At 65.1% G+C, this 21,474-nt stretch carries 20 protein-coding genes and 1 tRNA gene; 15 read left to right on the top strand and 6 right to left on the bottom strand.

Annotated elements, in window-relative coordinates:
- Positions 1-14: 14 nt before the first annotated feature.
- Complete coding sequence (locus A3M7_RS0131860) at positions 15-995, bottom strand: tripartite tricarboxylate transporter substrate binding protein (RefSeq protein ID WP_027547573.1); 981 nt, start codon at positions 993-995, stop codon at positions 15-17.
- Positions 996-1,074: 79 nt separating this feature from the next.
- Positions 1,075-2,715, bottom strand: coding sequence for an FAD-dependent oxidoreductase (locus A3M7_RS0131855; RefSeq protein ID WP_027547572.1), 1,641 nt, complete (start codon positions 2,713-2,715; stop codon positions 1,075-1,077).
- A gap of 126 nt (positions 2,716-2,841) precedes the next feature.
- Between A3M7_RS0131855 and A3M7_RS0131850 the strand changes: the two genes are divergently transcribed.
- Positions 2,842-3,762, top strand: a complete 921-nt coding sequence (locus A3M7_RS0131850; RefSeq protein ID WP_027547571.1) for a LysR family transcriptional regulator — start codon at positions 2,842-2,844, stop codon at positions 3,760-3,762.
- 42 nt (positions 3,763-3,804) lie between these two features.
- On the opposite strand, the gene A3M7_RS0131845 is transcribed toward A3M7_RS0131850, so the two are convergent.
- Positions 3,805-3,894, bottom strand: a tRNA-Ser gene (locus A3M7_RS0131845).
- Between the two features lie 135 nt (positions 3,895-4,029).
- Between A3M7_RS0131845 and A3M7_RS0131840 the strand changes: the two genes are divergently transcribed.
- The gene (locus A3M7_RS0131840) at positions 4,030-4,893 is read left to right on the top strand and encodes an alpha/beta fold hydrolase (RefSeq protein WP_027547570.1); all 864 of its coding nucleotides are present in this window, start codon (positions 4,030-4,032) and stop codon (positions 4,891-4,893) included.
- Between the two features lie 186 nt (positions 4,894-5,079).
- On the opposite strand, the gene A3M7_RS0131835 is transcribed toward A3M7_RS0131840, so the two are convergent.
- On the bottom strand, positions 5,080-6,204 hold the full coding sequence (locus A3M7_RS0131835) for an ROK family protein (protein WP_027547569.1): 1,125 nt from the start codon (positions 6,202-6,204) through the stop codon (positions 5,080-5,082).
- Between the two features lie 328 nt (positions 6,205-6,532).
- Here A3M7_RS0131835 and rplU point away from each other — a divergent pair, with 328 nt between their 5' ends.
- From rplU to A3M7_RS0131820, 3 genes are all read left to right on the top strand, one after another.
- Complete coding sequence (rplU, locus tag A3M7_RS0131830) at positions 6,533-6,922, top strand: 50S ribosomal protein L21 (protein WP_027547568.1); 390 nt, start codon at positions 6,533-6,535, stop codon at positions 6,920-6,922.
- A 97-nt stretch (positions 6,923-7,019) separates the two neighbouring features.
- Positions 7,020-7,289, top strand: a complete 270-nt coding sequence (gene rpmA / locus A3M7_RS0131825; RefSeq protein ID WP_011083253.1) for a 50S ribosomal protein L27 — start codon at positions 7,020-7,022, stop codon at positions 7,287-7,289.
- 127 nt (positions 7,290-7,416) lie between these two features.
- Positions 7,417-8,010 (top strand): GNAT family N-acetyltransferase, encoded by a 594-nt coding sequence (locus A3M7_RS0131820; protein ID WP_027547567.1) that lies wholly within the window; start codon positions 7,417-7,419, stop codon positions 8,008-8,010.
- Positions 8,011-8,195: 185 nt separating this feature from the next.
- Here the strand turns inward: A3M7_RS0131820 and A3M7_RS0131815 are convergent, their stop codons facing one another.
- Positions 8,196-9,110, bottom strand: coding sequence for a DMT family transporter (locus A3M7_RS0131815; RefSeq protein ID WP_027547566.1), 915 nt, complete (start codon positions 9,108-9,110; stop codon positions 8,196-8,198).
- Between the two features lie 263 nt (positions 9,111-9,373).
- Between A3M7_RS0131815 and A3M7_RS0131810 the strand changes: the two genes are divergently transcribed.
- The 3 genes from A3M7_RS0131810 to A3M7_RS0131800 all read left to right on the top strand — a co-directional run bounded on the left by A3M7_RS0131810 (position 9,374) and on the right by A3M7_RS0131800 (position 12,897).
- Positions 9,374-9,850 carry a MaoC family dehydratase gene (locus A3M7_RS0131810; protein WP_027547565.1) on the top strand — a complete coding sequence of 159 codons (477 nt, stop codon included), beginning with the start codon at positions 9,374-9,376 and terminating at the stop codon, positions 9,848-9,850.
- 113 nt (positions 9,851-9,963) lie between these two features.
- Positions 9,964-11,004: a GTPase ObgE gene (obgE, locus tag A3M7_RS0131805; protein WP_027547564.1), complete on the top strand. Its 1,041-nt coding sequence runs from the start codon at positions 9,964-9,966 to the stop codon at positions 11,002-11,004.
- A gap of 258 nt (positions 11,005-11,262) precedes the next feature.
- On the top strand, positions 11,263-12,897 hold the full coding sequence (locus A3M7_RS0131800; protein ID WP_027547563.1) for an alkaline phosphatase family protein: 1,635 nt from the start codon (positions 11,263-11,265) through the stop codon (positions 12,895-12,897).
- A 153-nt stretch (positions 12,898-13,050) separates the two neighbouring features.
- Here A3M7_RS0131800 and A3M7_RS0131795 read toward each other — a convergent pair whose 3' ends face one another.
- Positions 13,051-14,016 carry a Bug family tripartite tricarboxylate transporter substrate binding protein gene (locus tag A3M7_RS0131795; protein WP_027547562.1) on the bottom strand — a complete coding sequence of 322 codons (966 nt, stop codon included), beginning with the start codon at positions 14,014-14,016 and terminating at the stop codon, positions 13,051-13,053.
- A 213-nt stretch (positions 14,017-14,229) separates the two neighbouring features.
- On the opposite strand from A3M7_RS0131795, the gene proB reads away from it, so the two are divergent.
- The 7 genes from proB (at position 14,230) to A3M7_RS0131760 (ending at position 21,444) form a co-directional block, all read left to right on the top strand.
- A complete protein-coding gene (gene proB, locus A3M7_RS0131790; RefSeq protein WP_027547561.1) occupies positions 14,230-15,351 on the top strand; it encodes a glutamate 5-kinase in 1,122 nt (373 codons plus the stop codon).
- Between the two features lie 248 nt (positions 15,352-15,599).
- Complete coding sequence (locus tag A3M7_RS0131785) at positions 15,600-16,895, top strand: glutamate-5-semialdehyde dehydrogenase (protein WP_027547560.1); 1,296 nt, start codon at positions 15,600-15,602, stop codon at positions 16,893-16,895.
- A 23-nt stretch (positions 16,896-16,918) separates the two neighbouring features.
- A complete protein-coding gene (locus tag A3M7_RS0131780; RefSeq protein WP_027547559.1) occupies positions 16,919-17,563 on the top strand; it encodes a nicotinate-nucleotide adenylyltransferase in 645 nt (214 codons plus the stop codon).
- Between the two features lie 208 nt (positions 17,564-17,771).
- Positions 17,772-18,128: a ribosome silencing factor gene (gene rsfS / locus A3M7_RS0131775; RefSeq protein WP_027547558.1), complete on the top strand. Its 357-nt coding sequence runs from the start codon at positions 17,772-17,774 to the stop codon at positions 18,126-18,128.
- 95 nt (positions 18,129-18,223) lie between these two features.
- Positions 18,224-18,706, top strand: a complete 483-nt coding sequence (gene rlmH, locus A3M7_RS0131770) for a 23S rRNA (pseudouridine(1915)-N(3))-methyltransferase RlmH (protein ID WP_027547557.1) — start codon at positions 18,224-18,226, stop codon at positions 18,704-18,706.
- A gap of 33 nt (positions 18,707-18,739) precedes the next feature.
- The gene (locus tag A3M7_RS0131765) at positions 18,740-20,092 is read left to right on the top strand and encodes a murein hydrolase activator EnvC (protein WP_027547556.1); all 1,353 of its coding nucleotides are present in this window, start codon (positions 18,740-18,742) and stop codon (positions 20,090-20,092) included.
- Complete coding sequence (locus tag A3M7_RS0131760) at positions 20,089-21,444, top strand: S41 family peptidase (protein WP_027547555.1); 1,356 nt, start codon at positions 20,089-20,091, stop codon at positions 21,442-21,444. The genes A3M7_RS0131765 and A3M7_RS0131760 overlap by 4 nt, the downstream gene beginning before the upstream one ends.
- The last annotated feature ends 30 nt before the right edge of the window (positions 21,445-21,474 follow it).

Raw genomic sequence — 21,474 nt, 5'->3', positions numbered from 1 at the left:
TCGTGATGCCAGTTCTAGTTCGCCTTGATGCCGGCTTCGCTGATGAGCTTGCCCCATTTCGCGCTTTCGCTCTGGATGAAGCGGCCGAACTGCTCCGGCGACATCGGCGCGGGCTCTGCGCCGAGGGTCCTGATCTTCTCGGCCACCGACGGGTCCTTCAGGGCTTTCGTGAAAGCCTCGTTCAGCCTGGCGACGATGTCGGCGGGCGTGCCGGCCGGCGCAACCAGCCCGAACCAGCCGACGGATTCGAAACCCGCAATGCCGCTCTCGGCCAGCGTCGGCACATCCGGCAGGGATGAAAGGCGGCGCGCCGAGGAGACGCCGATCGCGTTGAGCTTGCCTTCGAGGATCAGTTGCCTCGATGCGGGAATATCCAGCACCGCAAAGGGGACGTGTCCGGCGAGGACGTCGACCGTCGCGGGCGCGGTCCCGCGATACGGGACCAGCTCCATGGCGATGCCGGTCCTCTGCGTGAACAGCGCCGCCGTCAGATGCATGGCCGTCGAATTGCCGCCATGTCCGATCGACAGCGCACCCGGCTTTGCCTTGGCGAGCGCGACCGTCTCCGCCGTCGTGTGCGCCGGTATGTTCGCGGAGGCGACGAGCACAAAGGGAATTTCCGCAAGCAGTGTGATCGGCGCGAGATCCTTCAGCTCGAACGGCATCGACGAATTGAGATGCGGGTTCACCGTCAAGCTGCCCGCCGGCGCGACGCCGAGCGTGTAGCCGTCCGGCCTTGCCTGCGCGACCGCGGCCATGCCGATATTGCCTCCAGCGCCTGCGCGGTTCTCGATCACCAGGCTCTGCTTGAGCTCGGCGGTGACCAGCGGCTCGAGCGCACGGATCACGGTATCGGCGCTGCCGCCGGGCGGAAAGGTCACGACGATCTTGATCAATTGCTCCGGATAGGCGGCTTTGCCCGCCGTCAGCGGCAGCACGGCGAAAGTCGCGGCCGTCAGCACGGCCAGAATGCGGCGCCTTGCAACGTGAAACACGTTCCCCTCCTCGGTACGTTCTTGTTTGTGAACCACGACCGGGCGGCCTGCGCCGCCGGGCCGTCCGCTTCAAGCCGCCTTACGCTGCGGCGCCGGTGATGCGCGCCAGCAAGCCTTGTGGGTCCGCCGGCGCGACCTGCCCGCGCCAGGCGATGTGCTGGTCGGGCCGCGCCAGCACCAGCTTCTCGGCATAGGCGCCGTTCGCCTCGTCTGGCGCGATGTCGACCAGCGCGAGTGGGATGCCGCGCTCCTTTGCGGCGGATTGCAGCCGCGCCACATCGATCGCCGGGTCGAACCGCAACAATGTGTAGCCGGCTCCGAATGCGTCGTAGAGCGATCGTCCGTCGCGCAGGAACAGATGCGGCGCGCGCGCGCCGGGCACGGTGGAGGGCGTGAAGCTGCCCATCGCGTAAGCCGGCGGCGTTTCGCCGTCATAGGCAATGATCGGCGAGACATCGTAGTAGTAGCCGAAATTGAGACCCGCGCAGCAATATTGCTGCACGTTGAGATCGTAGGCCGCCCTGGCCAGCGCTGCGCGCGCCGCCTGGCCGCGCGGCGTGTCGTCCTCGATCTCCGCCGACACGCCGCCGCGCTGCGCCATCATCTTCATCGCATGGTCCATCGCGAAGCGCGACACCTGCTCGGTGATGGGCTGACGCTCCGCTTCGTAAGCGTCGAGGATCGCAGCCGGCGCCCATCCGTTCAGATGCGCCGCCAATTGCCAGCAGAGATCGACCGCGTCCGCAATGCCGGCATTCATGCCGTAGCCGGCATAGGGCATCCACAGATGCGCGGCGTCGCCGCAGATGAAGACCCTGCGGTCGCGGAAACGATCGGCCACCAGCCGGCGCCCGACCCAGTCCTCCTTGCTGAGGACCCGGTATTCGAAGCGCTCGTCGACGCCGAGAATGGCGCGGATCGCCCAATCCCGATCGACCGAATCGAACTCGGGCTCGTCGGGCTTGAGGTGGTTGTGGATCAGCCAGCGGTCGTGACCGTCGATCGCAACCGTGGTGCCCGAGCGTCGCGGGTTGAGCGAGAGCACCATCCAGGCCGGCTTGTGCGCGCCCATCAACTCCTTGAGCTGCGGCGCTTCGATGAAAGTCGACTGCACGCGCTGGATCACCGGCGTGCCGGACAGGCTGGCACCGATCGATTTGCGAACCAGGGAACGGCTGCCGTCGCAGCCGATCACGAAGGACGCTTCGATACGAAGCGAGCTGCCGCTGTCGAGGTCGCGCGCCAGTGCGACCACATGGCCGTCGCCCTGTTCGATGTCGGTGATTTCCGTGCGCGCCAGAATGGTGATGCGTGCTTGAGCGGCGGCATGGCTGAACAGGATCGGCTCGAGATAGACCTGGTTGATCCGGTGCGGCGGCTCCGGCGTCGGCCACCAGGTGTCCGGGCCGCCGGTTGCGCTGTAACGGCGCGCCCGCGAGGGAATGTCGATGCGGCACAGCTCGATGCCGGTCGCCGTGGTCCGGTAGGAGCAATCGTTCGGGAAGTCCGCGGGAAGGCCTGCGTCGCGCAGCTTTGCAGCGACGCCGAGCCGGCGGAAGATTTCCATCGAGCGCGCCGAGACGTGATTGCACTTGACGCTGGGCGGATCGCCGGCATGGCGGATCTCCGCGACGACGACGTCGATCCCGCGCGAGGCCAGATCCATGGCCGCGGTCAATCCCACGGGCCCGGCGCCCACGACCAGCACCTGTGTCCTCATGCTCGTCTCCACTGCTCGTCCACTGCTCGCCTCGCCGCGGATTCTCCGTCCGCGCAGCATGCATTTTATTGCAGGCTCGCTTATGAGATAAGCCAGAAAGAACTCATCAATTCATGAGTATTGCCTATGAATATCACCTTGCGCCAATTGCGAGCCTTCACCGGCGTCTATCGCACCCGCAGCATCACGCGGGCCGCGCGCGAGCTCGGGATCACGCAGTCGGCAGCGAGCCTGTTGATCCAGCAGCTCGAAGCCCAGCTCGGCGTCAAACTGTTCGATCGCTCCACGCGCTCGGTGCAGCCGACCTTGGCCGCCAATGAGGCTTTCCTCGCGGCCGAACGGATGCTCGGCGATGCGCTGGGCCTGTCGCGGCGCATGCGCGACCTCGCGCAAGCGCGAGCCGGCCGCGTCGCGTTTCTCGCCTCGGCCGGCGCCGCCTCGGCGCTGCTGCCTCTGGTGCTGGCAAAATTCCGTGCGGCCCATCCCGACATCGAGATCGACATGCGGGATGTTGCCGCCGACGATCTCGTTCCGCGCCTGGTCGCAACCGACGCGGAGTTCGCGATCGGCAGCGTGGAAGGTGAATTCGCGGACATGACGATCGAGACGCTGACCCGCGGGCGCCTGAGCGCGATCGGCCGGCGCACAGCCGACTTCGCCGCGCGGCGCGCGCTGACATGGGACGAGCTGACGCAATTCCCGACGATCGCGATGCGGCGCGAGACGCGGATCCGCATGCAGATCGATCAGGCACTCGGCGCACAGGGCAAGCACCTGACGCCAACTTATGAAGTGACGCTGATCAACACGGCGCTCGCCATGACCGCGCAGGGCCTCGGCCTCGCCATCCTCCCCGCGACGATGCTGCCGGCCGATCAGTTTCCGACGCTGGTCGCAAAGCCGCTGATCCGCCCGGCCATCACCCGACCGGTGTCGTTGCTGCAGCGCCAGGGACGGACATTGTCGCCGGCGGCGCAGGCGTTTGTGGTGACGGCGCGGACGGTGCTGGCGCAGCAATCCGCGCGGACGTCGACGACATCAGGCTGATTTTGCGGGGCTTTCTCGAAGCCGTTTTATTATGGCTTATTATGGCGGAGAGGGAGGGATTCGAACCCCCGATAGGCTTGCACCTATGCCGCATTTCGAGTGCGGTGCATTCAACCACTCTGCCACCTCTCCTGAAGGCGCCAAGTAAGGAGCAGGGCCCCTGTGGTTGGGGGCGTTAATAGGCGAGGATGGCGGGCCAGACAAGGCGCGAAAGGGGAAAATCCGCTGCCTCTTTCACCCCCATCCTTCAGCCCGGGAGGAACCGCCGTGGAGCATCTGACGATCAAGGCCAATGGCGCCGATTTCCACCTGGTCCGCGCTGGAAAGGGCAAACCGCTGCTTTTGCTGCATGGTTGGCCGGAATTCTGGCTGACCTGGGAGCCGGTGATGGCCCGGCTGGCCGATCGCTTCACGCTGATCGCGCCCGATCTGCGCGGCTTCGGCGACAGCGACAAGCCTGACGGGCCTTACGGGCCGGACGGCCATGCCGCCGACATGCTGGCGCTGATGGACGGGCTCGGCCTCGAGCGATTCGGGGTCGTCGGCCACGATGTCGGCGGCGCCGTCATGCAGCCTTTGGCGCGGCAGGCACCGGGGCGGCTCGCGGGGCTGTTTTTCTTCGATTTCGTCTATCCCGGCATCGGGGCGCGCATGGCGGCGCCTGATCGGCTCAACCACATCTGGTACCAGTCCTTCCACCAGATGGAGATGGCGCCGGCGCTCGTCGGCGCGAGCCGCGAGAGCTGCCGGCTCTATATCGGTCACTTTCTGAAGGGCTGGGCGCATCGAAAAGACGCCTTCGACGACGTCCTCGACGCCTTCGCCGACAATTTCTTCCAGGACGGCAATCTCACCGGCGGCTTTGCGCATTATCGCGCCTCGCATGCCGGGCGCGTCGCGATGATGAAGGGCGAGGCTCCACAGCTTCCTCAGATCGATGTGCCGACCTGCGTGCGCTGGGCCGAGCACGATCCGCTGTTTCCCTATGCATGGACCGACCGGCTCGGCGAGACGTTCAGCGCGCTCGATCTCGCGATGTTTCCCGGCGCCGGTCACTTCCCGCATCGGGAAGATCCGGATCGCGCGGCCGCGGAGATCGCAGCGTTCTTTCAGCGCGTCGGCTGGGGCTGAAGCTCGATGACTCGAATAAAGGGGGTCGGGACCGCCAGACGCGGTAAACACTGGCGGTCCCGGTGCCGCTCATTGAAATGCTGGCCAGGAAGGGCGGCTTCGCCGGCCAGGTGAGGCGACGATTCGACCGTAGCGGGTGCCCCATGCACCGCAACGCAATCCGTCCCTTAACCTAACCAGTCAAGGTTACTCCTTGTCAGACTTGGCCTTTTTCTTCCCGTTCTCGGTAGAATCACGGTCTTTTCCATTGTCCTTGCGGCGGTTGGTGAAGCGCGCATTGCCGAGGCCGGTGCCGATGGTGAGCACGCCCCAGCGCTCGACGTCCTGCATGAACGGCACCTCCGACAGGCCCTGAACCACGCCGTCATTGTGCATCAGGATCGCGGTGTCGTGCTCGCCGATCTCGGGGATGCCCTCGCTCAGGCTCGCCGGCAGGTTGAACTTGCTGCTCTCCCAATTGCCCGGCAGGTTCTGCGCGCCCTTCTCGATCGAGCCATCTGCGTTGATCACGCCGGGACAGGCGATGCCGATGAAGGGCGCGAGCTTGAAGCCTTCGGTCTCGGCCTCGGTGATCAGCCCCTTCAGCATCTTGGTGAGCCGCTTGACCGCGCCTTCGCGCGTCGGCTCGTCATCGGCATGACGCCACAGCTCGGATGTCACGACCTTGGCCTTCGACAGGTCTTTTGCCTTTTTCCAGCTCGTTTCCACGAGGCCACAGCGGATATTCGTGCCGCCGATATCGACGGCGAGGATGCTGTCATGAGCCTCGAAGATCCATGACGGCGCCAGATGCAGCGCGCCGATCAGGCCGGCTTCATCGGGATGATGGCGGATCGGCTGCATGTCGATCTTGAAGTCCTCGGATTTGAGGATGATCTCGGTGCGCGCGATCGCGAGCTCGCCAAGCCTGGAATCACGAAATCCGCCGCCGACGATGATGCGCTCGGTCTTGGCCCAGGCCTTGGTCTTGAGGAAGCGGCGCGTGACATAAGCGAGCTCCTGGGCGAAATCCTCGATCGCGCTGTGGACCAGCGCCGAGGCTTCGGTGTCGTCGCCGATCAGGATCGCATCCAGTGTCTTCTTGCTGATCTGGTCCGAGGGCTCCTTGCCGAACGGATCCTCGCCGGTCTTGCGCAGCGGCTTGCGCCAGCGGTCGAGGATGTCGCGGAACGCGCCCTTGCTGGCGCGGTCGCCGAGAAAACCGTCCTCGTCCTTGATCTCGAGGTTGAAACTGTCGACATCCACCGACGGCAGGCGGCTCGCGCCGTGCTGCGCAATGCCCGTCGTCGCGACCAGTTCGTCCGTTGCCATGGGTGCCCTTGCCCGCTTGCGAAATCTTGGGACAACGGCGCGGGAACCCGTTGGTTGCAAAGCCGGCGGAGAATCGGCTGACGGGCGGGCGGGTGGCCAAATCCTTCAAAACCGGGCCTTTTTCGGCGGTTTTCCTTGACTTGCGGCGTCCGGCGGCTATAAGTCCCACACCCGGCGCGGGGCGTTTCTCGCGCCGCTTGTTTTTGCGTGGGTTTTCAAAGAGATAACTCCCGCCCGCACAAAACTCGCATAAACCCATAGCGACTGACAAAAAGCCGGCCCCGACAGACTGTCGCGAGGCCGGGATTGAACACGAAGGAAAACAACGATGTTCGCAGTCATCAAAACCGGCGGCCGGCAGTACCGCGTCGCTCCGGATGATGTTCTGGAAGTAGGCAAGATCGAAGGCGAAGTCGGCACGATCGTGCAGCTGAATGAAGTTCTGGTGGTCGGCGGCGACACGCCGATCCTGGGCCTGCCGACGGTGGCCGGTGCGTCCGTGGCGGTCGAGGTGCTCGACCACAAGCGCGGCCCCAAGGTCATCGCGTTCAAGAAGCGCCGCCGCAAGAATTCGCGCCGCAAGCGTGGCTACCGCGACGAGATCACGGTGCTGCGCGTCAGCGAGATCCTGACGGACAACGCCAAGCCCACCAAGGGGCCGCGTCCGAAGCGGGAGAAGGTCGCCAAGGAAGCGACCAAGGAAGACGCCGCCGCATAAATTGATCACGCCAATTCACGAATTGATGCGTGAGAAATTGTGAAATGATTCCGTCAAGGAATTGATCTAGAACTACTCAGGATTTCGGAGACGAGCCATGGCTCACAAAAAAGCAGGCGGTTCATCGCGCAACGGTCGCGATTCCAAGGGCAAGCGCCTCGGTATCAAGGCGTTCGGCGGGGAAGTTGTGATTCCCGGCAACATCATTGCGCGTCAGCGCGGCACCACCTGGCACCCCGGCCTTAATGTCGGCATGGGCACGGACCACACTTTGTTCGCCAAGATCGAGGGTCGCGTCACGTTCCAAGCCAAAGCCAACGGCCGCACATTCGTATCGGTGCTCCCGATCGCAGAGGCAGCTGAATAGACGGTGGATCAAATTTGGAGTCCGCCGGGTCCTGACCAAACCGGCGGAGTCCACAAGTAGGCTCCAGGGGAGGCGGGAAACCGGCCTCCCCTTTCGTTTTGTCTTAGTGACTTCGACGGAGCCGGACATGTTGCAGGATTTTTCGAGCACCACCTTGCGGGAGGCGAGACCGAGCGTCGTCGCCACCGAACGGCTGACCTTGCGGCGCCCGACACTTGCCGATGTCAGGACCATCGCCCACCTCGCCAACGACCGCCGTGTCGCGGAAAATACCCGCCGCCTGCCGCATCCCTATTCGCAGGACGACGCCGTCGAATTCGTCCGCGCCACCGCCGAGATCGGCAGCGAGACCGTGTTCCTGATCGAGCACGACAGCGGACCGGTCGGCATGGTCGGGATCGACTGTTCGAAGCCCGACAATGCCGAGCTCGGCTACTGGCTCGGCGTCGAGCATTGGGGCCAGGGCTTCGCCACCGAGGCCGCGCGCGGCGCGATCGACTTCTTCTTCGAGGAGTTCGAGGACGACCACCTCTATGCCGGCGCGCGCGTCACCAACCCCGCCTCGCGCAAGGTGCTGGAAAAGTGCGGCTTCCAGTGGAGCGGCGTCCAGCTGCATCGCTTCCTGGCGCTGGGCTCCTCCACGCCCGTCGACTGCTTCCGCCTGTCGCGCGGCGTGTGGGCGTCGCTGAAGAGCTGGAGCAGCGCGAGGCGGATGAGGTAGGCAGAAGCGCCGCTACATTCTCCACTGTCGTCCCGGGGCGCGACGAAGTCGCGAGCCCGGGACCCATAATCCCTGGGAGAAGTGTGAGGCAAAGCGCCCACTCCGAGTCTTCGCAAAACGACCTCTTGTGGGTATGGATCCCGGGCTCGCGCTTTGCGCGCCCCGGGATGACGTTGTGGGTGTGGCTACGCCGGCGGATTAACGTCCACATTGCCGCGCCCCAGATCGCGCTCTCGCAGATAAATATAGAACCCGGCGCCGATGATGATGGCGGCGCCGACGATGGTTGCGATCGACGGCACGTCGCCGAACACGACGAAGCCGAAGATCACGGCCCAGACGATCATCGAATATTGATAGGGCACGACGACGCTGGCCGGCGCGAGTTTGAGCGACCGGTTGACGCAGAACAGCGCCGTCACCGAGATGCATCCGGCCAGCGCGAAGATGACGAGGCTGCCTGATGTCGGCGGCACCCAGTGGAATGCCGACAGCACCGCGCCCAGCGAAAACGTGCCGACGAATTGCGAGGACGCCATCACGATGTCGGGCGTCTTGCGCAGGCTGCGCGTGATCAGCATCAGCGTCGCAAACGACAGGCTGCCGCCGAGCGCGATCAGCGCCGGCAGGCTGACGGTCTGCGCCGACGGCCGCAGCGCGATCACGACGCCGCAGAAACCGATCAGAATCGCCGTCCAGCGCCGCCAGCCGACCTTCTCTCCCAGGAAGATCGCCGACATCGCAGTGACGAAGATGGGGCCGGCGAGATAGTACGTGATGACGTCGGCGAGCGGCAGATAGACCGTCGCAAGGAAGAAGGCCGCTACTTCCAGCGTCGACAGCACGACGCGAAACAGCTGCAGGCGCGGCCGCTCCAGATGCAGGAACTGGTGACGCTGCCGCCAGATCAGCGGCGACAGCAGCAACAGCGCCGCGCAGGCGCGCAGGAACAGCAGCTGCCCCACCGAATAAGTCCCGACCAGGAACTTGCCCATGGCATCGCCGAACGAGAACATGAAGATCGACAGCACCATGAGTGCAATGCCGGCGAGGCGCGCGGATCGGTCGTCATAGGCGGAGAGGTTCTTGAAGAAGGACATTGAACGAGTCGGAGTGTGAGAGGTCGTCATTGCGAGCGAAGCAATCCAGACTGTCTCCACCGCGGCAGTCTGGATTGCTTCGTCGCTTCGCTCCTCGCAATGACGGGCGGAGAGAGCACGGAAAGCCGGCGATTAGCGTCGCTTGCGGTCGTTTTAATGGCGTGGGCGATCAGGACAAGCCCACCACCGCCGAATTGAACGGATTGTCGCACTCTTCGCATCGCGGTAGCGATAGGCGCCTCATCGACAAAGAGAGCTTTGACATGACCGACTTCGATCCAGCCCGGCACCGCATGATCCCCACGCAACGCTGGTTTGAGGATTTCGTCGTCGGCGAACGCTTCGTGGTGCCCAGCCGGACCCAGACGTCGGCGGTGTTCGCGGCGTTTCAGACCGCGAGCGGCGACACCCACCCCGTGCATTACGACGTGGAATATTGCCGCAGCCGCGGCATGCCGCATCTGCTCGCCCACGGCTTCCAGACCCTGATCCACACCGCGCCGGGCGCCGGCCTGTTTCCGTTCATGGTCGAGGACTCCCTGGTCGGCTTCCTCGAGCAATCGAGCCGGTTCCTCAAACCCGTGTTCGCCGACGACACCATCTATCCCGCGCTCGAGGTCACCGAGCTCGCGCCGGGACGCTCGACTGGCGTGGTGACGCTCACGAGCACCGTGTTCAACCAGCGCAAGGAGCTGGTGCTGGAGGGCACGCAGAAATTCCTGATCCGGCGCCGCCCCTGAAGTCGTGTTGGAAGTCGCTTGGGGTTAAGCAAGGGGCGAAATTCGCGGAATTTCGGCCGATTTGCGGGTAAGTCCGGGTTGCCGCGGGGGACCGGCTGGCCTACCTATGGCCCATGAAATTCCTCGACGAAGCAAAGGTCTATATCCGCTCCGGTGACGGTGGGAACGGCTGCGTGGCGTTCCGCCGCGAGAAGTTCATCGAATTCGGCGGCCCCTCCGGCGGCAATGGCGGTCGCGGCGGCAATGTCATCATCGAGGTCGCGGACGGGCTGAACACGCTGATCGACTACCGCTACCAGCAGCACTTCAAGGCCCAGAAGGGCGAGAATGGCGCGGGCTCTGACCGCCACGGCGCCAACGGCAAGCACATCGTGCTGAAGGTGCCGATGGGCACGCAGATCTTCGATGAGGACCGCGAGACGCTGATCCACGACTTCACCAATGTCGGCGAAAAATTCGTGCTCGCCGAGGGCGGCAATGGCGGCTTCGGCAACGCGCATTTCAAATCCTCGACCAACCGCGCGCCGCGCAACGCCAATCCCGGCCAGCCCGGCGAGGAGCGCTGGATCTGGCTGCGGCTGAAACTCATTGCCGACGCTGGCCTCGTCGGCCTGCCCAATGCCGGCAAGTCGACCTTCCTCTCCAAGGTCAGCGCGGCCAAGCCGAAGATCGCCGACTATCCCTTCACCACGCTGCACCCGCAGCTCGGCGTCGTGAATGCCGACGGCCGCGAATTCGTGCTGGCCGACATTCCAGGTCTCATCGAGGGCGCGCATGAAGGCGCGGGCCTCGGCGACCGCTTCCTCGGCCATGTCGAACGCTGCCGCGTGCTCTTGCATCTCGTCGATGCAACCTGCGAACACGCCGGCAAGGCCTACAAGACCGTGCGCACGGAGCTCAACGCCTATGGCGGGCTGCTCACCGACAAGATCGAGATCGTGGCGCTGAACAAGATCGACGCGGTCGAGCCGGACGAGCTCAAGAAGCAGAAGGACCGGCTCAAGCGCGCCGCCAAGAAGACACCGCTGCTGCTCTCCGGCATCACCGGCGACGGCGTCAAGGAAGCGCTGCGCGCGCTTGTCGACGTGATCGGCGAGGCCCCGGTGTCGGCCAAGGCGAAGAGCGCGGCCGAAGCCGAGCCCTGGTCGGCCTAAAACTATCTCCCCAGCGTCGTCCCGGCGAAAGCCGGGACCCATTACCACCGAATGCGATTTGGCGAAGATTGGTCATTGCCATCTCGCGCCATAACATCTTCTGGGGAGTATGGGTCCCGGCCCCCCGTGCGCAATTGCGCACTAGGCCGGGACGACACCGAATGTGCGGCACTGGGCTCGCGCATCACTATGGGAGAGGTTGTCACCGGCGCTCTGATAGCGCAGCATCAAACAATCAAGAAACGGCAGGGATGACGCATGGCGCGCGCGAAGAACGTTCTCTGGATCATGTGCGACCAGCTTCGCTATGACTATCTCGGCTGCACCGGCCATCCCACGCTGAAGACTCCCAACATCGACGCCATGGCGAAGCGCGGCGTGCTCTTCAGCAAGGCGTACGTGCAGTCACCGATCTGCGGGCCCTCGCGAATGTCGTTCTACACCGGGCGCTACATGCGCTCGCACGGCTCGCACTGGAACGGCTGGCCGCTCCGCGTCGGCGAGCCCACGCTCGGCGATCACCTCAGGAAGATCGGCGTGCGCAACGTGCTGGTCGGCAAGACCCACATGGCTCCTGACCTCGAAGGCATGAAGGCGCTCGGCATCCCGCCGGAGTCGATGATCGGCGTGCATGTCGCCGAATGCGGCTTCGAGCCCTATGAGCGCGACGACGGCCTGCACCCGACGGGACGGCCGCGCCCGAAATACGATGAGTATCTCCGCAAGCAGGGCTTCGAAGCGACCAATCCCTGGGAGCATTGGGCCAATTCCGGCGCAGCGGAGGACGGCTCGTTGCAGAACGGCTGGCTGCTGGTGCATGCCGACAAGGCCGCGCGCGTGCCGGAGGAGCATTCCGAAACGCCCTACATGACGCGGCGCGCGATGGATTTCATCACCGAGGCCGAGACCGATGGCAAGCCGTGGTGCCTGCATCTGTCCTACATCAAGCCGCACTGGCCCTACATCGCGCCCGAACCCTATGCCAGCATGTACTCGACAGCGGACATGATCCCGGTGATCCGCTCCGAGCGCGAGCGCTCGAGCCCGCATCCGGTGTTCGGCGCCTATATGGACATGCGCTACTCCCGCAACATGGCGCGCGACGATGCCCGCGAGAAGGTGATCCCGACCTATATGGGCCTGATCACCCAGATCGACGACCAGATGGGCGTGCTGATGAAGTTCCTGGAGGAACGCGGCCTGCTGGACACCACGATGATCGTGTTCACGTCAGATCATGGCGACTATCTCGGCGATCACTGGATGGGCGAGAAGGACCTGTTCCACGAGCAATCGGCCAAGATTCCGCTGATCATCATCGACCCCTCGAAGGAGGCCGACGCCACGCGCGGCACGCGCAGCGATGCGCTGGTGGAAGGCATCGATCTCGCGCCGACCTTCGTCGATTATTTCGGCGGCAAGGTGCCGGGCCACATCCTCGAAGGGCGTTCGCTGCTGCCGCTGCTGCGCGGGCCAACGCCGTCCGACTGGCGCAAGGTCGCGTTCTCCGAATACGACTACGCCATGCAGGACGTGCGGCTGAAGCTGAACCAGCCGATCGAACGCTGTCGCCTGTTCATGGTGTTCGACGGCCGCTGGAAATACATCCACGCCTCCGGCTTCCGCCCGATGCTGTATGATCTCGAAACCGATCCGCAAGAATTTTTGGATCGCGGCGACGATCCCGAATGCGCCGGCATCATCGCGCGCCTTCAGGCCGAGCTGTTCGACTGGGCGCTGCACCCGAACGACCACATCACCACGCCGCGCGAGAAGATCGCGGCCTATGCCGACAACCAGCTCCAGGTGAAGGGCGGCGTCTTGATCGGCATCTGGGATGAGGCCGAGCTTGCTGCGATCAAGGACGGCATCGCGCAGCGCGCGAAGATGTAAGTTGCTCTTTGCCTCTCCCCGCCTGCGGGGAGAGGCCGACGCGCGAAGCGCGGCGGGTGAGGGGGAGTCTCCGCGAGTCCAACTGCCGGCGTCCCCGCGGAGACTCCCCCTCACCCCGACCCTCTCCCCGCAAGCGGGGAGAGGGAGAAGACTTCAATTCTCGATCTTGTATCCTGTCGCCTTCACGATCGGCTGCCAGAACGCTGTGTTGGCGGCGAGCTCCTTCGTCAACCCATCCGCGCTGCTGCCGACCGGGATCAGGCCGATCGCGGTGAGCTTCTCCTTCACCTCCGGCTTGGCGAGTGCAGCGCTCGCGGCGGCGCCGAGCTTGCTGGCGAATTCCGGCGGACTGCCGGCGGGAAGCCACATGCCGTACCAGGCGTCCGCAACGAGATCGATGCCACTCTCCTTCAGCGTCGGGACCTCTGATGCGAAGGGCGACCGTTCCGCGCTCGAGACCGCAATGATCTTCACGCCCTTGGCGCGGTGCTGCGGCAGCGCATCGGCCAATGTCACGATGCCGAACGATAGATGTCCGCCGATGAGATCATTGAGGATCGGCGCGCTGCCGCGATAGGGCACGCGGGTCAAGGGAATGCCGAGATCCTTCTCGAGCTTGGAGCCCATGAAATGCGGAATGGTGCCGTTGCTCGGCACCCCGAACGACGTCTTGTCCGGATGCGCCTTCAGCCAGGCCACGAATGACTTGAAATCGGCAGCGTCGATCGCCGGGCCGATCACAACGGCGAATTCGAACCGCGCCAGCAGCGACACCGGCATGAAATCCTTGGCCGTGTCGAAGCTCGGCGTCGTCTCCACCATCGGCAGCAGATACATGGTGGGGCCCGTCGTCACCAGCACCATGTTGCCATCGGGGCTCGCGCCCTTCACCGCCTTGATGCCGATCAGGCCGTCGCCGCCGGTTCGGTTCTCGACCACGATGGTCCGTTGCAGCGCCGGAGCCATCTCCTGCGCGATCAGCCGGCACAGCGTGTCGCCGCCGGCGCCCGCCGCAAACGGAAAGATGATTTTTGAAAGCCCCGCCTGCGCTTGCGCCCCGCCCGCTTGTGCGAGGAGCGGCAGCCCCAGACATCCGGCCATGAATTTGCGGCGATCCATACGTTTCCTCGTCCAGCCCATTTTGGTTGCCGGCATTAGAACCGGACCGGCGCGCAAGACAAGGCCGAAGACAAAGCCAACTTGCGCCGTTTACCATCCCCGCCGCCTTGCGCCGGCCATCGTCCTGCTGCAAAAGCAGGCCTTACCGGCGCCGCTTGTTTGCTCCGCCGTTCCACACCGAGCAATTCGTCACACGCGCCAACACATACACACATGGCCAGCCCCGAACTCAGTCAATTCCGCCGCATCGTCGTCAAGGTCGGCTCCGCGCTGCTGGTCGATTCCGACAAGGGCGAGGTGCGAACGTCCTGGCTCGCCGCGCTCGCCGATGACATGGCCAAGCTGCACAAGGGAGGACGCGACGTCCTCGTCGTCTCCTCGGGCTCGATCGCGCTCGGCCGCAGCCGGCTCAAGCTGCCGCGCGGGCCGCTGAAGCTGGAGGAGAGCCAGGCCGCCGCGGCCGTCGGCCAGATCGCGCTGGCGCGGATCTGGTCGGAGGTGTTAGGGGCCCACGGCATCGACTCCGGCCAGATCCTGGTCACGCTTCAGGACACCGAAGAGCGCCGCCGCTATCTCAATGCGCGCTCCACCATCGGCAAGCTCCTGGAGTGGCGCGCCATCCCGGTGATCAACGAGAACGACACGGTCGCCACCACCGAGATCCGCTACGGCGACAACGACCGCCTCGCCGCGCGCGTCGCCACCATGGCGAGCGCCGACCTCCTGGTGCTGCTGTCGGACATCGACGGGCTCTACGACGCCCCGCCGAAGAACAACCCGAACGCAAAGCTCATTCCCGTCGTCGACAGCATCTCCTCGGAGATCGAGGCGGTGGCTGGAGACGCCGAGTCCGAGTTGTCGCGCGGCGGCATGCGTACCAAGGTCGAGGCGGCCAAGATCGCCACCACCGGCGGCACGCATATGCTGATTGCCTCCGGCAAGATCGAGCACCCGCTCCAGGCGATCGCCGACGGCGGCCGCTGCACCTGGTTCCTGACGCCGGCCAATCCTATCACCTCGCGCAAGCGCTGGATCGCGGGCACGCTGGAGCCGAAGGGGACGCTCACGATCGACGCCGGCGCGGTGACGGCGCTGCGCGCCGGCGCCAGCCTGCTCCCGGCCGGCGTGACCAAGGTCGAGGGCCAGTTCGCCCGCGGCGATGCCGTGATCGTGCGCGGCCCCGACATGAGCGAGATCGGCCGCGGCCTGATCGCCTATGACGCCGACGACGCCGAGCGGATCAAGGGCCGCTCCTCCCCTGATGTGATGACCATCCTCGGCATCAGCGGCCGCGCCGAGATGATCCACCGCGACGATCTGGTGGTGGGCGGGTAGGGCGATAGCTCCGTCATTCCGGGATGGTCCGAAGGACCAGACCCGGAATCTCGAGATTCCGGGTTCGATGCTCCGCATCGCCCCGGAATGACGCCCAAGGGAAACATGGACAAGCCCGGCCATGACGTCGGCGCTAGGCCAGTGGCCCAGGCGGCACGGCATCGGGAGACCTGCCATACCCTCCCCGCCCTTCGCAAAAGCGGGATTTCCGTGCTAGGACACCGCCTTAGCAGAAGGTTGAAAACCCCATGGCCGCCCCCCTCAAAGCCGTTGACGGCAATGCCGATCTCCAGGCGCTGATGTCCGATCTCGCCACCCGTGCCCGCGCTGCCGCGCGCGTGCTGGCGCTGGCGCCGCCGGAGCAGAAGAACCGGGCGCTCGAGGCCATGGAGCGGGCGATCCGCGCGAACGCGGCGACGATCCTCGCCGCCAATGCCGAGGACGTTGCGGAGGCGCGCGCCTCCGGCAATGCGACCTCCTCCTTCATCGACCGCCTGACGCTGACGCCGGCGCGGATCGAATCCATGGCCGAGGGTATCGGCATAGTGCGCGGCATCGCCGATCCGGTCGGCATCGTCACCGAGAGCTGGCAGCGGCCGAACGGCATGACCATCGAGCGCGTGCGCGTGCCGCTCGGCGTCGTCGGCGTGATCTTCGAGAGCCGGCCGAACGTTGCAGCCGATGCCGGCGTGCTGTGCCTGAAGTCCGGCAATGCCGTGATCCTGCGCGGCGGCTCCGACAGTTTTCGCTCCTGCCGCGCCATCCACGAATGCCTGGTGCAGGGCCTGCGCGAAGCGGGCCTCCCCGAGGCTGCGATCACACTGGTGCCGACGCGCGACCGTGCGGCTGTCGGCATGATGCTGTCGGGGTTGAACGGCGCGATCGACGTCATCGTGCCGCGTGGAGGCAAGAGCCTCGTCGCGCGCGTCGAGCAGGAGGCGCGCGTGCCGGTGTTCGCGCATCTCGAAGGCGTCAACCACGTCTATGTCGATGCCAGCGCCGACCTCGCCATGGCGAAATCGATCGTGCTCAACGCCAAGATGCGCCGCACCGGCGTCTGCGGTGCAGCCGAGACGCTGCTGGTCGATCGCGCGGCTGCCGCAACGAGCCTGAAGCCGCTGGTCGAGATGCTGATCGAGGCCGGCTGCGAAGTACGTGGCGACGATGCCGTGCAGAAGACCGATGCGCGGGTCAAGCCTGCCAGCGAGGACGATTGGGACACCGAATATCTCGACGCGATCATCGCGGCGAAGGTCGTGGACGGTGTCGATGGCGCGATCGCGCATATCCAGAACCATGGCTCGCATCACACCGACGCGATCGTGAGCGCGGATGAGGCTGCCGCGAAGAAATTCCTGAGCGAAGTCGATTCCGCCATCGTGCTGCACAACGCGTCGACGCAATTTGCCGATGGCGGCGAGTTCGGCTTCGGTGCCGAGATCGGCATCGCCACCGGCCGCTTCCACGCCCGTGGTCCTGTCGGCGCCGAGCAGTTGACGAGCTTCAAATATCGCGTCCACGGCACAGGTCAGACGCGGCCGTAAGTCATGTCGCGAGGCGTGGGGCATTGAGTAACAATTTCGTCGCGCCACGTTTCTTCGCGCAGGCCATTCCGCCCTACACCGAAGGCATGCGCGTCGGCCTGCTCGGCGGCTCGTTCAATCCGCCGCATCAGGCGCATCGCGCGATCAGTCAGTTCGCGCTGAAGCGATTGCAACTCGATCGCGTCTGGTGGCTGGTGACGCCGGGCAATCCGCTGAAGGAGAACGGCAATCTGCATGAGCTCGGCGCGCGCATGCAGGCCGCGCGCGACGTCGCCAGCGATTCCAGGATCGAGGTGAGCTGTCTCGAATCCGTCATTCGCACGCGCTACACTATCGACACGATCAACACCTTGCGCCGCCGCCTCTCGGGCTTGCGCTTTGTCTGGATTATGGGCGCCGATAACCTCGCTCAATTCCACCGTTGGCAGCACTGGCGGCGCATCGCCGACCAGGTGCCGATTGCGGTCATCGATCGCCCGCCGCAGAGTTTTCGTGCCCTCGCCTCGCCCGCCGCTCAGGCGCTTGCGCGCTATCGCCTGCCCGAGAGTGAGGCGGCATTGCTTGCGGATCGGCCGGCGCCGGCCTGGGTCTTCCTGACGGGATTGAAGCTGAACCTGTCCTCGACGGGCTTACGGAACCCGGACGGGAGCTGGAAAGGTCCGAAGTGAGACGGAGTGTGTGGATGGAGTGTGGGCTTGGGGCTCTCTGGCATATTGAAACCCTTAACCCCACATGATGTAGTGTAACCAGTGAGGGTCGGATTCGGCTCTCGCGATACAGTGAAAGGAATGGTCCCTGGCCACATCTGTATTGTCCAAGTCTGTTTTACCCAAGGTTGCTAAGCCTACGCGTAAAACATCGACCAAAGCTGCGGCCTTGAAGGCGCAACCCGACGCCGACAAGACGCTGAGCCTGATCCTCTCCCGCCTCGAGGACATGAAGGCGGAAGAGACGGTCACCATCGACCTTCGCGGCAAATCGGCGTATTCCGACTACATGATCGTCACCACGGGCCGGGCCAACCGGCACGTCGGCGCGATCGCGGAAAACGTCACGAAAAGCCTCAAGGAAAACGGCATCAAGAGCATCCACGTCGAGGGCTTGCCCAATTGCGACTGGGTGCTGATCGATTCCGGCGATGTGATCGTGCACGTGTTCAGACCCGAGGTCCGCGAGTTCTACAATCTCGAGAGATTGTACACGCAGGGCCCAGGGGCGGCGAAGGCGATCTAGGCTCACTGAGCCGATTTCGAATCGGCTGACGCGCATGCTAGCGTCGTGCGCGCGCATATTGCGCGCGGTCTTGAAAACGCGACCCTGAAGATATCATGCGTGTTGCTGTCATTGCGGTGGGCCGGCTGAAGCAGGGCCCCGAACGGGAGCTTGCCGACCGCTATTTCGAGCGGTTCGACGAGGCCGGCCGCAAGCTCGGATTCCGCGAGCTGTCGATCCACGAAATCCCCGAGAGCCGCGCGCGCGACACCGCGACGCGGATGGCCGAAGAGGCTGCGGCGATCTCCGCACATATCCCGGACAAGTCGATCCTGGTGGCGCTGGACGAACGCGGCCAGAATCTCGATTCAACCGTATTCGCACGGCATCTCGGGCGCTGGCGCGACGAGGGTGCCGGTCATACTATCTTCGTGATCGGAGGGGCGGACGGACTTTCGCCCGAATTGCGCCGTAAGGCCAAGCTCGCGATCGCGTTCGGCTCTGCGACCTGGCCGCACCAAATGGTCCGCGTCATGCTTCTGGAACAGCTTTATCGGGCCGCCACCATCCTGGCCGGCCACCCCTATCACCGCGCGTGATCCGCGCCACAACGAGCACCTTTGCCTAGAGCGATGCGAGCGCCTGTCCTCAACCTGCTGCTGATCGCTGGCCTCACGGGCGCAAGTGTCTTGAGCGCAAGTGTCTTGGACGCAAGCCTCGCGCAAGCTCAGACGCCGCCGGCACCACAGACCGCAGCCGTCTCGCCCGATGCGATCAAGCAGCGCGAGCAGGAACTGGAGGCCGCGCGCGCCAGGCAGAAGAGCGCGGAAGAGGCGCAGGCCAAGCTCAAGGCCGAGATCACCTCGCTCGGCCAGGACCGCACCCAGCTCAACCAGCAGCTGATCGACACCGCCGCCAATGTGCGCTCCGTCGAGACTAAGATCGACGAAGCCGAAGCGCGGCTGAAGACGCTGAACGGCCGTGAGCAGCAGATGCGCACGTCACTTGATTCGCGCCGCGCCGACATCGTCGAGGTGCTGGCGGCCTTGCAGCGCGCCGGGCGGCGCACGCCGCCGGCGCTGCTGGTGCGGCCCGAAGATGCGCTGCAATCGCTGCGCACGGCAATGCTGCTCGGCGCCGTCGTGCCGGAATTGCGCGGCCGCGCCGAAAAGATCGCGAGCGAGCTCGGCGAGCTCGTGGCTCTGCGCAAGGATATCGCCACCGAACGCGATCAGCTCGCCTCCGACCGCGACAGGGTCCGCAACGACCAGAGCCGGCTCGCCGCGCTGGTCGACGAGCGGCAGCGCCAGCAGGCCGCGCGCGAAAAGGACCTGGATGCCGAGAACTCGCGCGCCATCATGCTTTCAAGGCAGGTCGGCGATCTCCAGGGGCTGATCACCAAGATGGAGCAGGACCTGCAAAGCGCCGCCAAGGCGGCCGAGAAGGCGGCTGAGGCCGCCAGGCAGGCCGAGGCAAAGGCGGCCGCCAGCGCCAAGTCCGGCCCGGCCGCTTTCAAGGACCGCTCCCGGACCACCCCCGCAATCGCCTTCGCGTCCGCCAAGGGCCTGCTGCCTCTTCCGGTTAACGGTAACAAGATCAGGGACTTTGGCGGTTCCGATGGGGTCGGCGGGGTCCAGAAGGGCATTTCGCTCGCGACCAAGCCCGGCTCCCAGGTCACGACGCCGTGTGACGGCTGGGTGGTCTATGCCGGCCCGTTCCGCAGCTATGGACAACTCTTGATCCTCAATGCCGGGGGCGGGTATCATGTCCTGATCGCCGGGATGGAGCGCATTTCGGTCAACATCGGACAGTTTGTGCTCACGGGGGAGCCGGTCGCGACCATGGGGTCGACCTCTCAAGTCGCCTCCATTCTCGCCACGAACGCGAGTCAACCTGTGCTGTATGTCGAGTTCCGCAAAGACGGGACTCCAATCGATCCAGGCCCATGGTGGGCCGCAAATGAAGGCGAGAAGGTTCGCGGATGATGCGCAAGACTTCAGTTATCCTCCTCAGCGCCGCCACCGGTGCGGCGCTGACGCTGTTCGTGACCCAGCCGCGCGCGGTCTTCATGGGCTCCAGCGCGCGAGCCGCCACCGCGGACACCTATCGCCAGCTCAATCTGTTCGGCGACGTCTTCGAGCGCGTGCGCTCCGACTATGTCGAGAAGCCCGACGACACCAAGCTGATCGAATCCGCGATCAGCGGCATGCTCACCGGCCTCGATCCGCATTCGAGCTACATGGACGCCAAGAGCTTCCGCGACATGCAGGTGCAGACCCGCGGTGAGTTCGGCGGCCTCGGCATCGAGGTCACGATGGAAGACGGCCTGATCAAGGTTGTCTCGCCGATCGACGACACGCCGGCCTCGCGCGCCGGCATCATGGCCAACGACATCATCACCAATCTCGACGACGAAGCGGTGCAGGGCCTGACCCTGAACCAGGCGGTCGAGAAGATGCGCGGTCCGGTCAACACGAAGATCAAGCTCAAGATCATCCGCAAGGGCCAGGACAATCCGCTCGACGTCACCTTGGTGCGCGACAACATCCGCGTCCGCTCGGTGCGCGCCCGCATCGAGGCCGACGACATCGGCTATATCCGCATCACCACCTTCAACGAGCAGACCACCGAAGGCCTGAAGCGCGAGGTCGCCAACCTCTCGAATCAGATCGGCGACAAGCTGAAGGGCTACATCATCGACCTCCGCAACAATCCGGGCGGCCTGCTCGAGGAAGCGGTCACCGTCTCCGACTCGTTCCTGGAGAAGGGCGAGATCGTGTCGACCCGCGGCCGCAATGCCGAGGAAACCCAGCGCCGCACCGCGCATGCCGGCGACCTCACCAAGGGCAAGCCGGTCATCGTGCTGGTCAATGGCGGCTCCGCCTCGGCGTCCGAAATCGTCGCCGGCGCGCTCCAGGACCACAAGCGCGCGACCATCGTCGGCACGCGCTCGTTCGGCAAGGGCTCGGTGCAGACCATCATCCCGCTCGGCTCGGGCAACGGCGCGCTGCGGCTGACCACGGCGCGCTACTACACGCCGTCGGGCAAGTCGATCCAGGCCAAGGGCATCGTGCCCGACATCGAAGTGCTCCAGGACGTGCCGGACGAGCTGAAGTCGCGCACCGACACCAAGGGCGAGGCTTCGCTGCGCGGCCATCTCAAGAACGACGGCGACGAGAAGACCGGCTCGCAGTCCTACGTCCCGCCGGACGCCAAGGACGACAAGGCGCTCAAGCTCGCCGACGACCTGCTCCACGGCATCAAGAACAGCGCCTCCGCGGCGCCCACGCCGGGTGCCGACAAGGCCGCGACCGACAAGCCCAAGGCCGCGAACTGAGGCGGCGAACCAAGTCGGCGTACCGCGCGA

Source organism: Bradyrhizobium sp. WSM2254 (genome assembly GCF_000472645.1).
Lineage (GTDB): Bacteria > Pseudomonadota > Alphaproteobacteria > Rhizobiales > Xanthobacteraceae > Bradyrhizobium > Bradyrhizobium niftali.
This window is presented reverse-complemented; position numbering and strand designations above follow the sequence as displayed.

Bases quoted from the DNA above. Each gene is read 5' to 3' on its own strand.
- A3M7_RS0131855 (WP_027547572.1), bottom strand. From the start codon at position 2,715: ATGAGGACACAGGTGCTGGTCGTGGGCGCCGGGCCCGTGGGATTGACC.
- A3M7_RS0131850 (WP_027547571.1), top strand. From the start codon at position 2,842: ATGAATATCACCTTGCGCCAATTGCGAGCCTTCACCGGCGTCTATCGC.
- A3M7_RS0131835 (WP_027547569.1), bottom strand. From the start codon at position 6,204: ATGGCAACGGACGAACTGGTCGCGACGACGGGCATTGCGCAGCACGGC.
- rplU (WP_027547568.1), top strand. From the start codon at position 6,533: ATGTTCGCAGTCATCAAAACCGGCGGCCGGCAGTACCGCGTCGCTCCG.
- rpmA (WP_011083253.1), top strand. From the start codon at position 7,020: ATGGCTCACAAAAAAGCAGGCGGTTCATCGCGCAACGGTCGCGATTCC.
- A3M7_RS0131820 (WP_027547567.1), top strand. From the start codon at position 7,417: ATGTTGCAGGATTTTTCGAGCACCACCTTGCGGGAGGCGAGACCGAGC.
- A3M7_RS0131815 (WP_027547566.1), bottom strand. From the start codon at position 9,110: ATGTCCTTCTTCAAGAACCTCTCCGCCTATGACGACCGATCCGCGCGC.
- A3M7_RS0131810 (WP_027547565.1), top strand. From the start codon at position 9,374: ATGACCGACTTCGATCCAGCCCGGCACCGCATGATCCCCACGCAACGC.
- obgE (WP_027547564.1), top strand. From the start codon at position 9,964: ATGAAATTCCTCGACGAAGCAAAGGTCTATATCCGCTCCGGTGACGGT.
- A3M7_RS0131800 (WP_027547563.1), top strand. From the start codon at position 11,263: ATGGCGCGCGCGAAGAACGTTCTCTGGATCATGTGCGACCAGCTTCGC.
- A3M7_RS0131795 (WP_027547562.1), bottom strand. From the start codon at position 14,016: ATGGATCGCCGCAAATTCATGGCCGGATGTCTGGGGCTGCCGCTCCTC.
- proB (WP_027547561.1), top strand. From the start codon at position 14,230: ATGGCCAGCCCCGAACTCAGTCAATTCCGCCGCATCGTCGTCAAGGTC.
- A3M7_RS0131785 (WP_027547560.1), top strand. From the start codon at position 15,600: ATGGCCGCCCCCCTCAAAGCCGTTGACGGCAATGCCGATCTCCAGGCG.
- rlmH (WP_027547557.1), top strand. From the start codon at position 18,224: ATGCGTGTTGCTGTCATTGCGGTGGGCCGGCTGAAGCAGGGCCCCGAA.
- A3M7_RS0131765 (WP_027547556.1), top strand. From the start codon at position 18,740: ATGCGAGCGCCTGTCCTCAACCTGCTGCTGATCGCTGGCCTCACGGGC.
- A3M7_RS0131760 (WP_027547555.1), top strand. From the start codon at position 20,089: ATGATGCGCAAGACTTCAGTTATCCTCCTCAGCGCCGCCACCGGTGCG.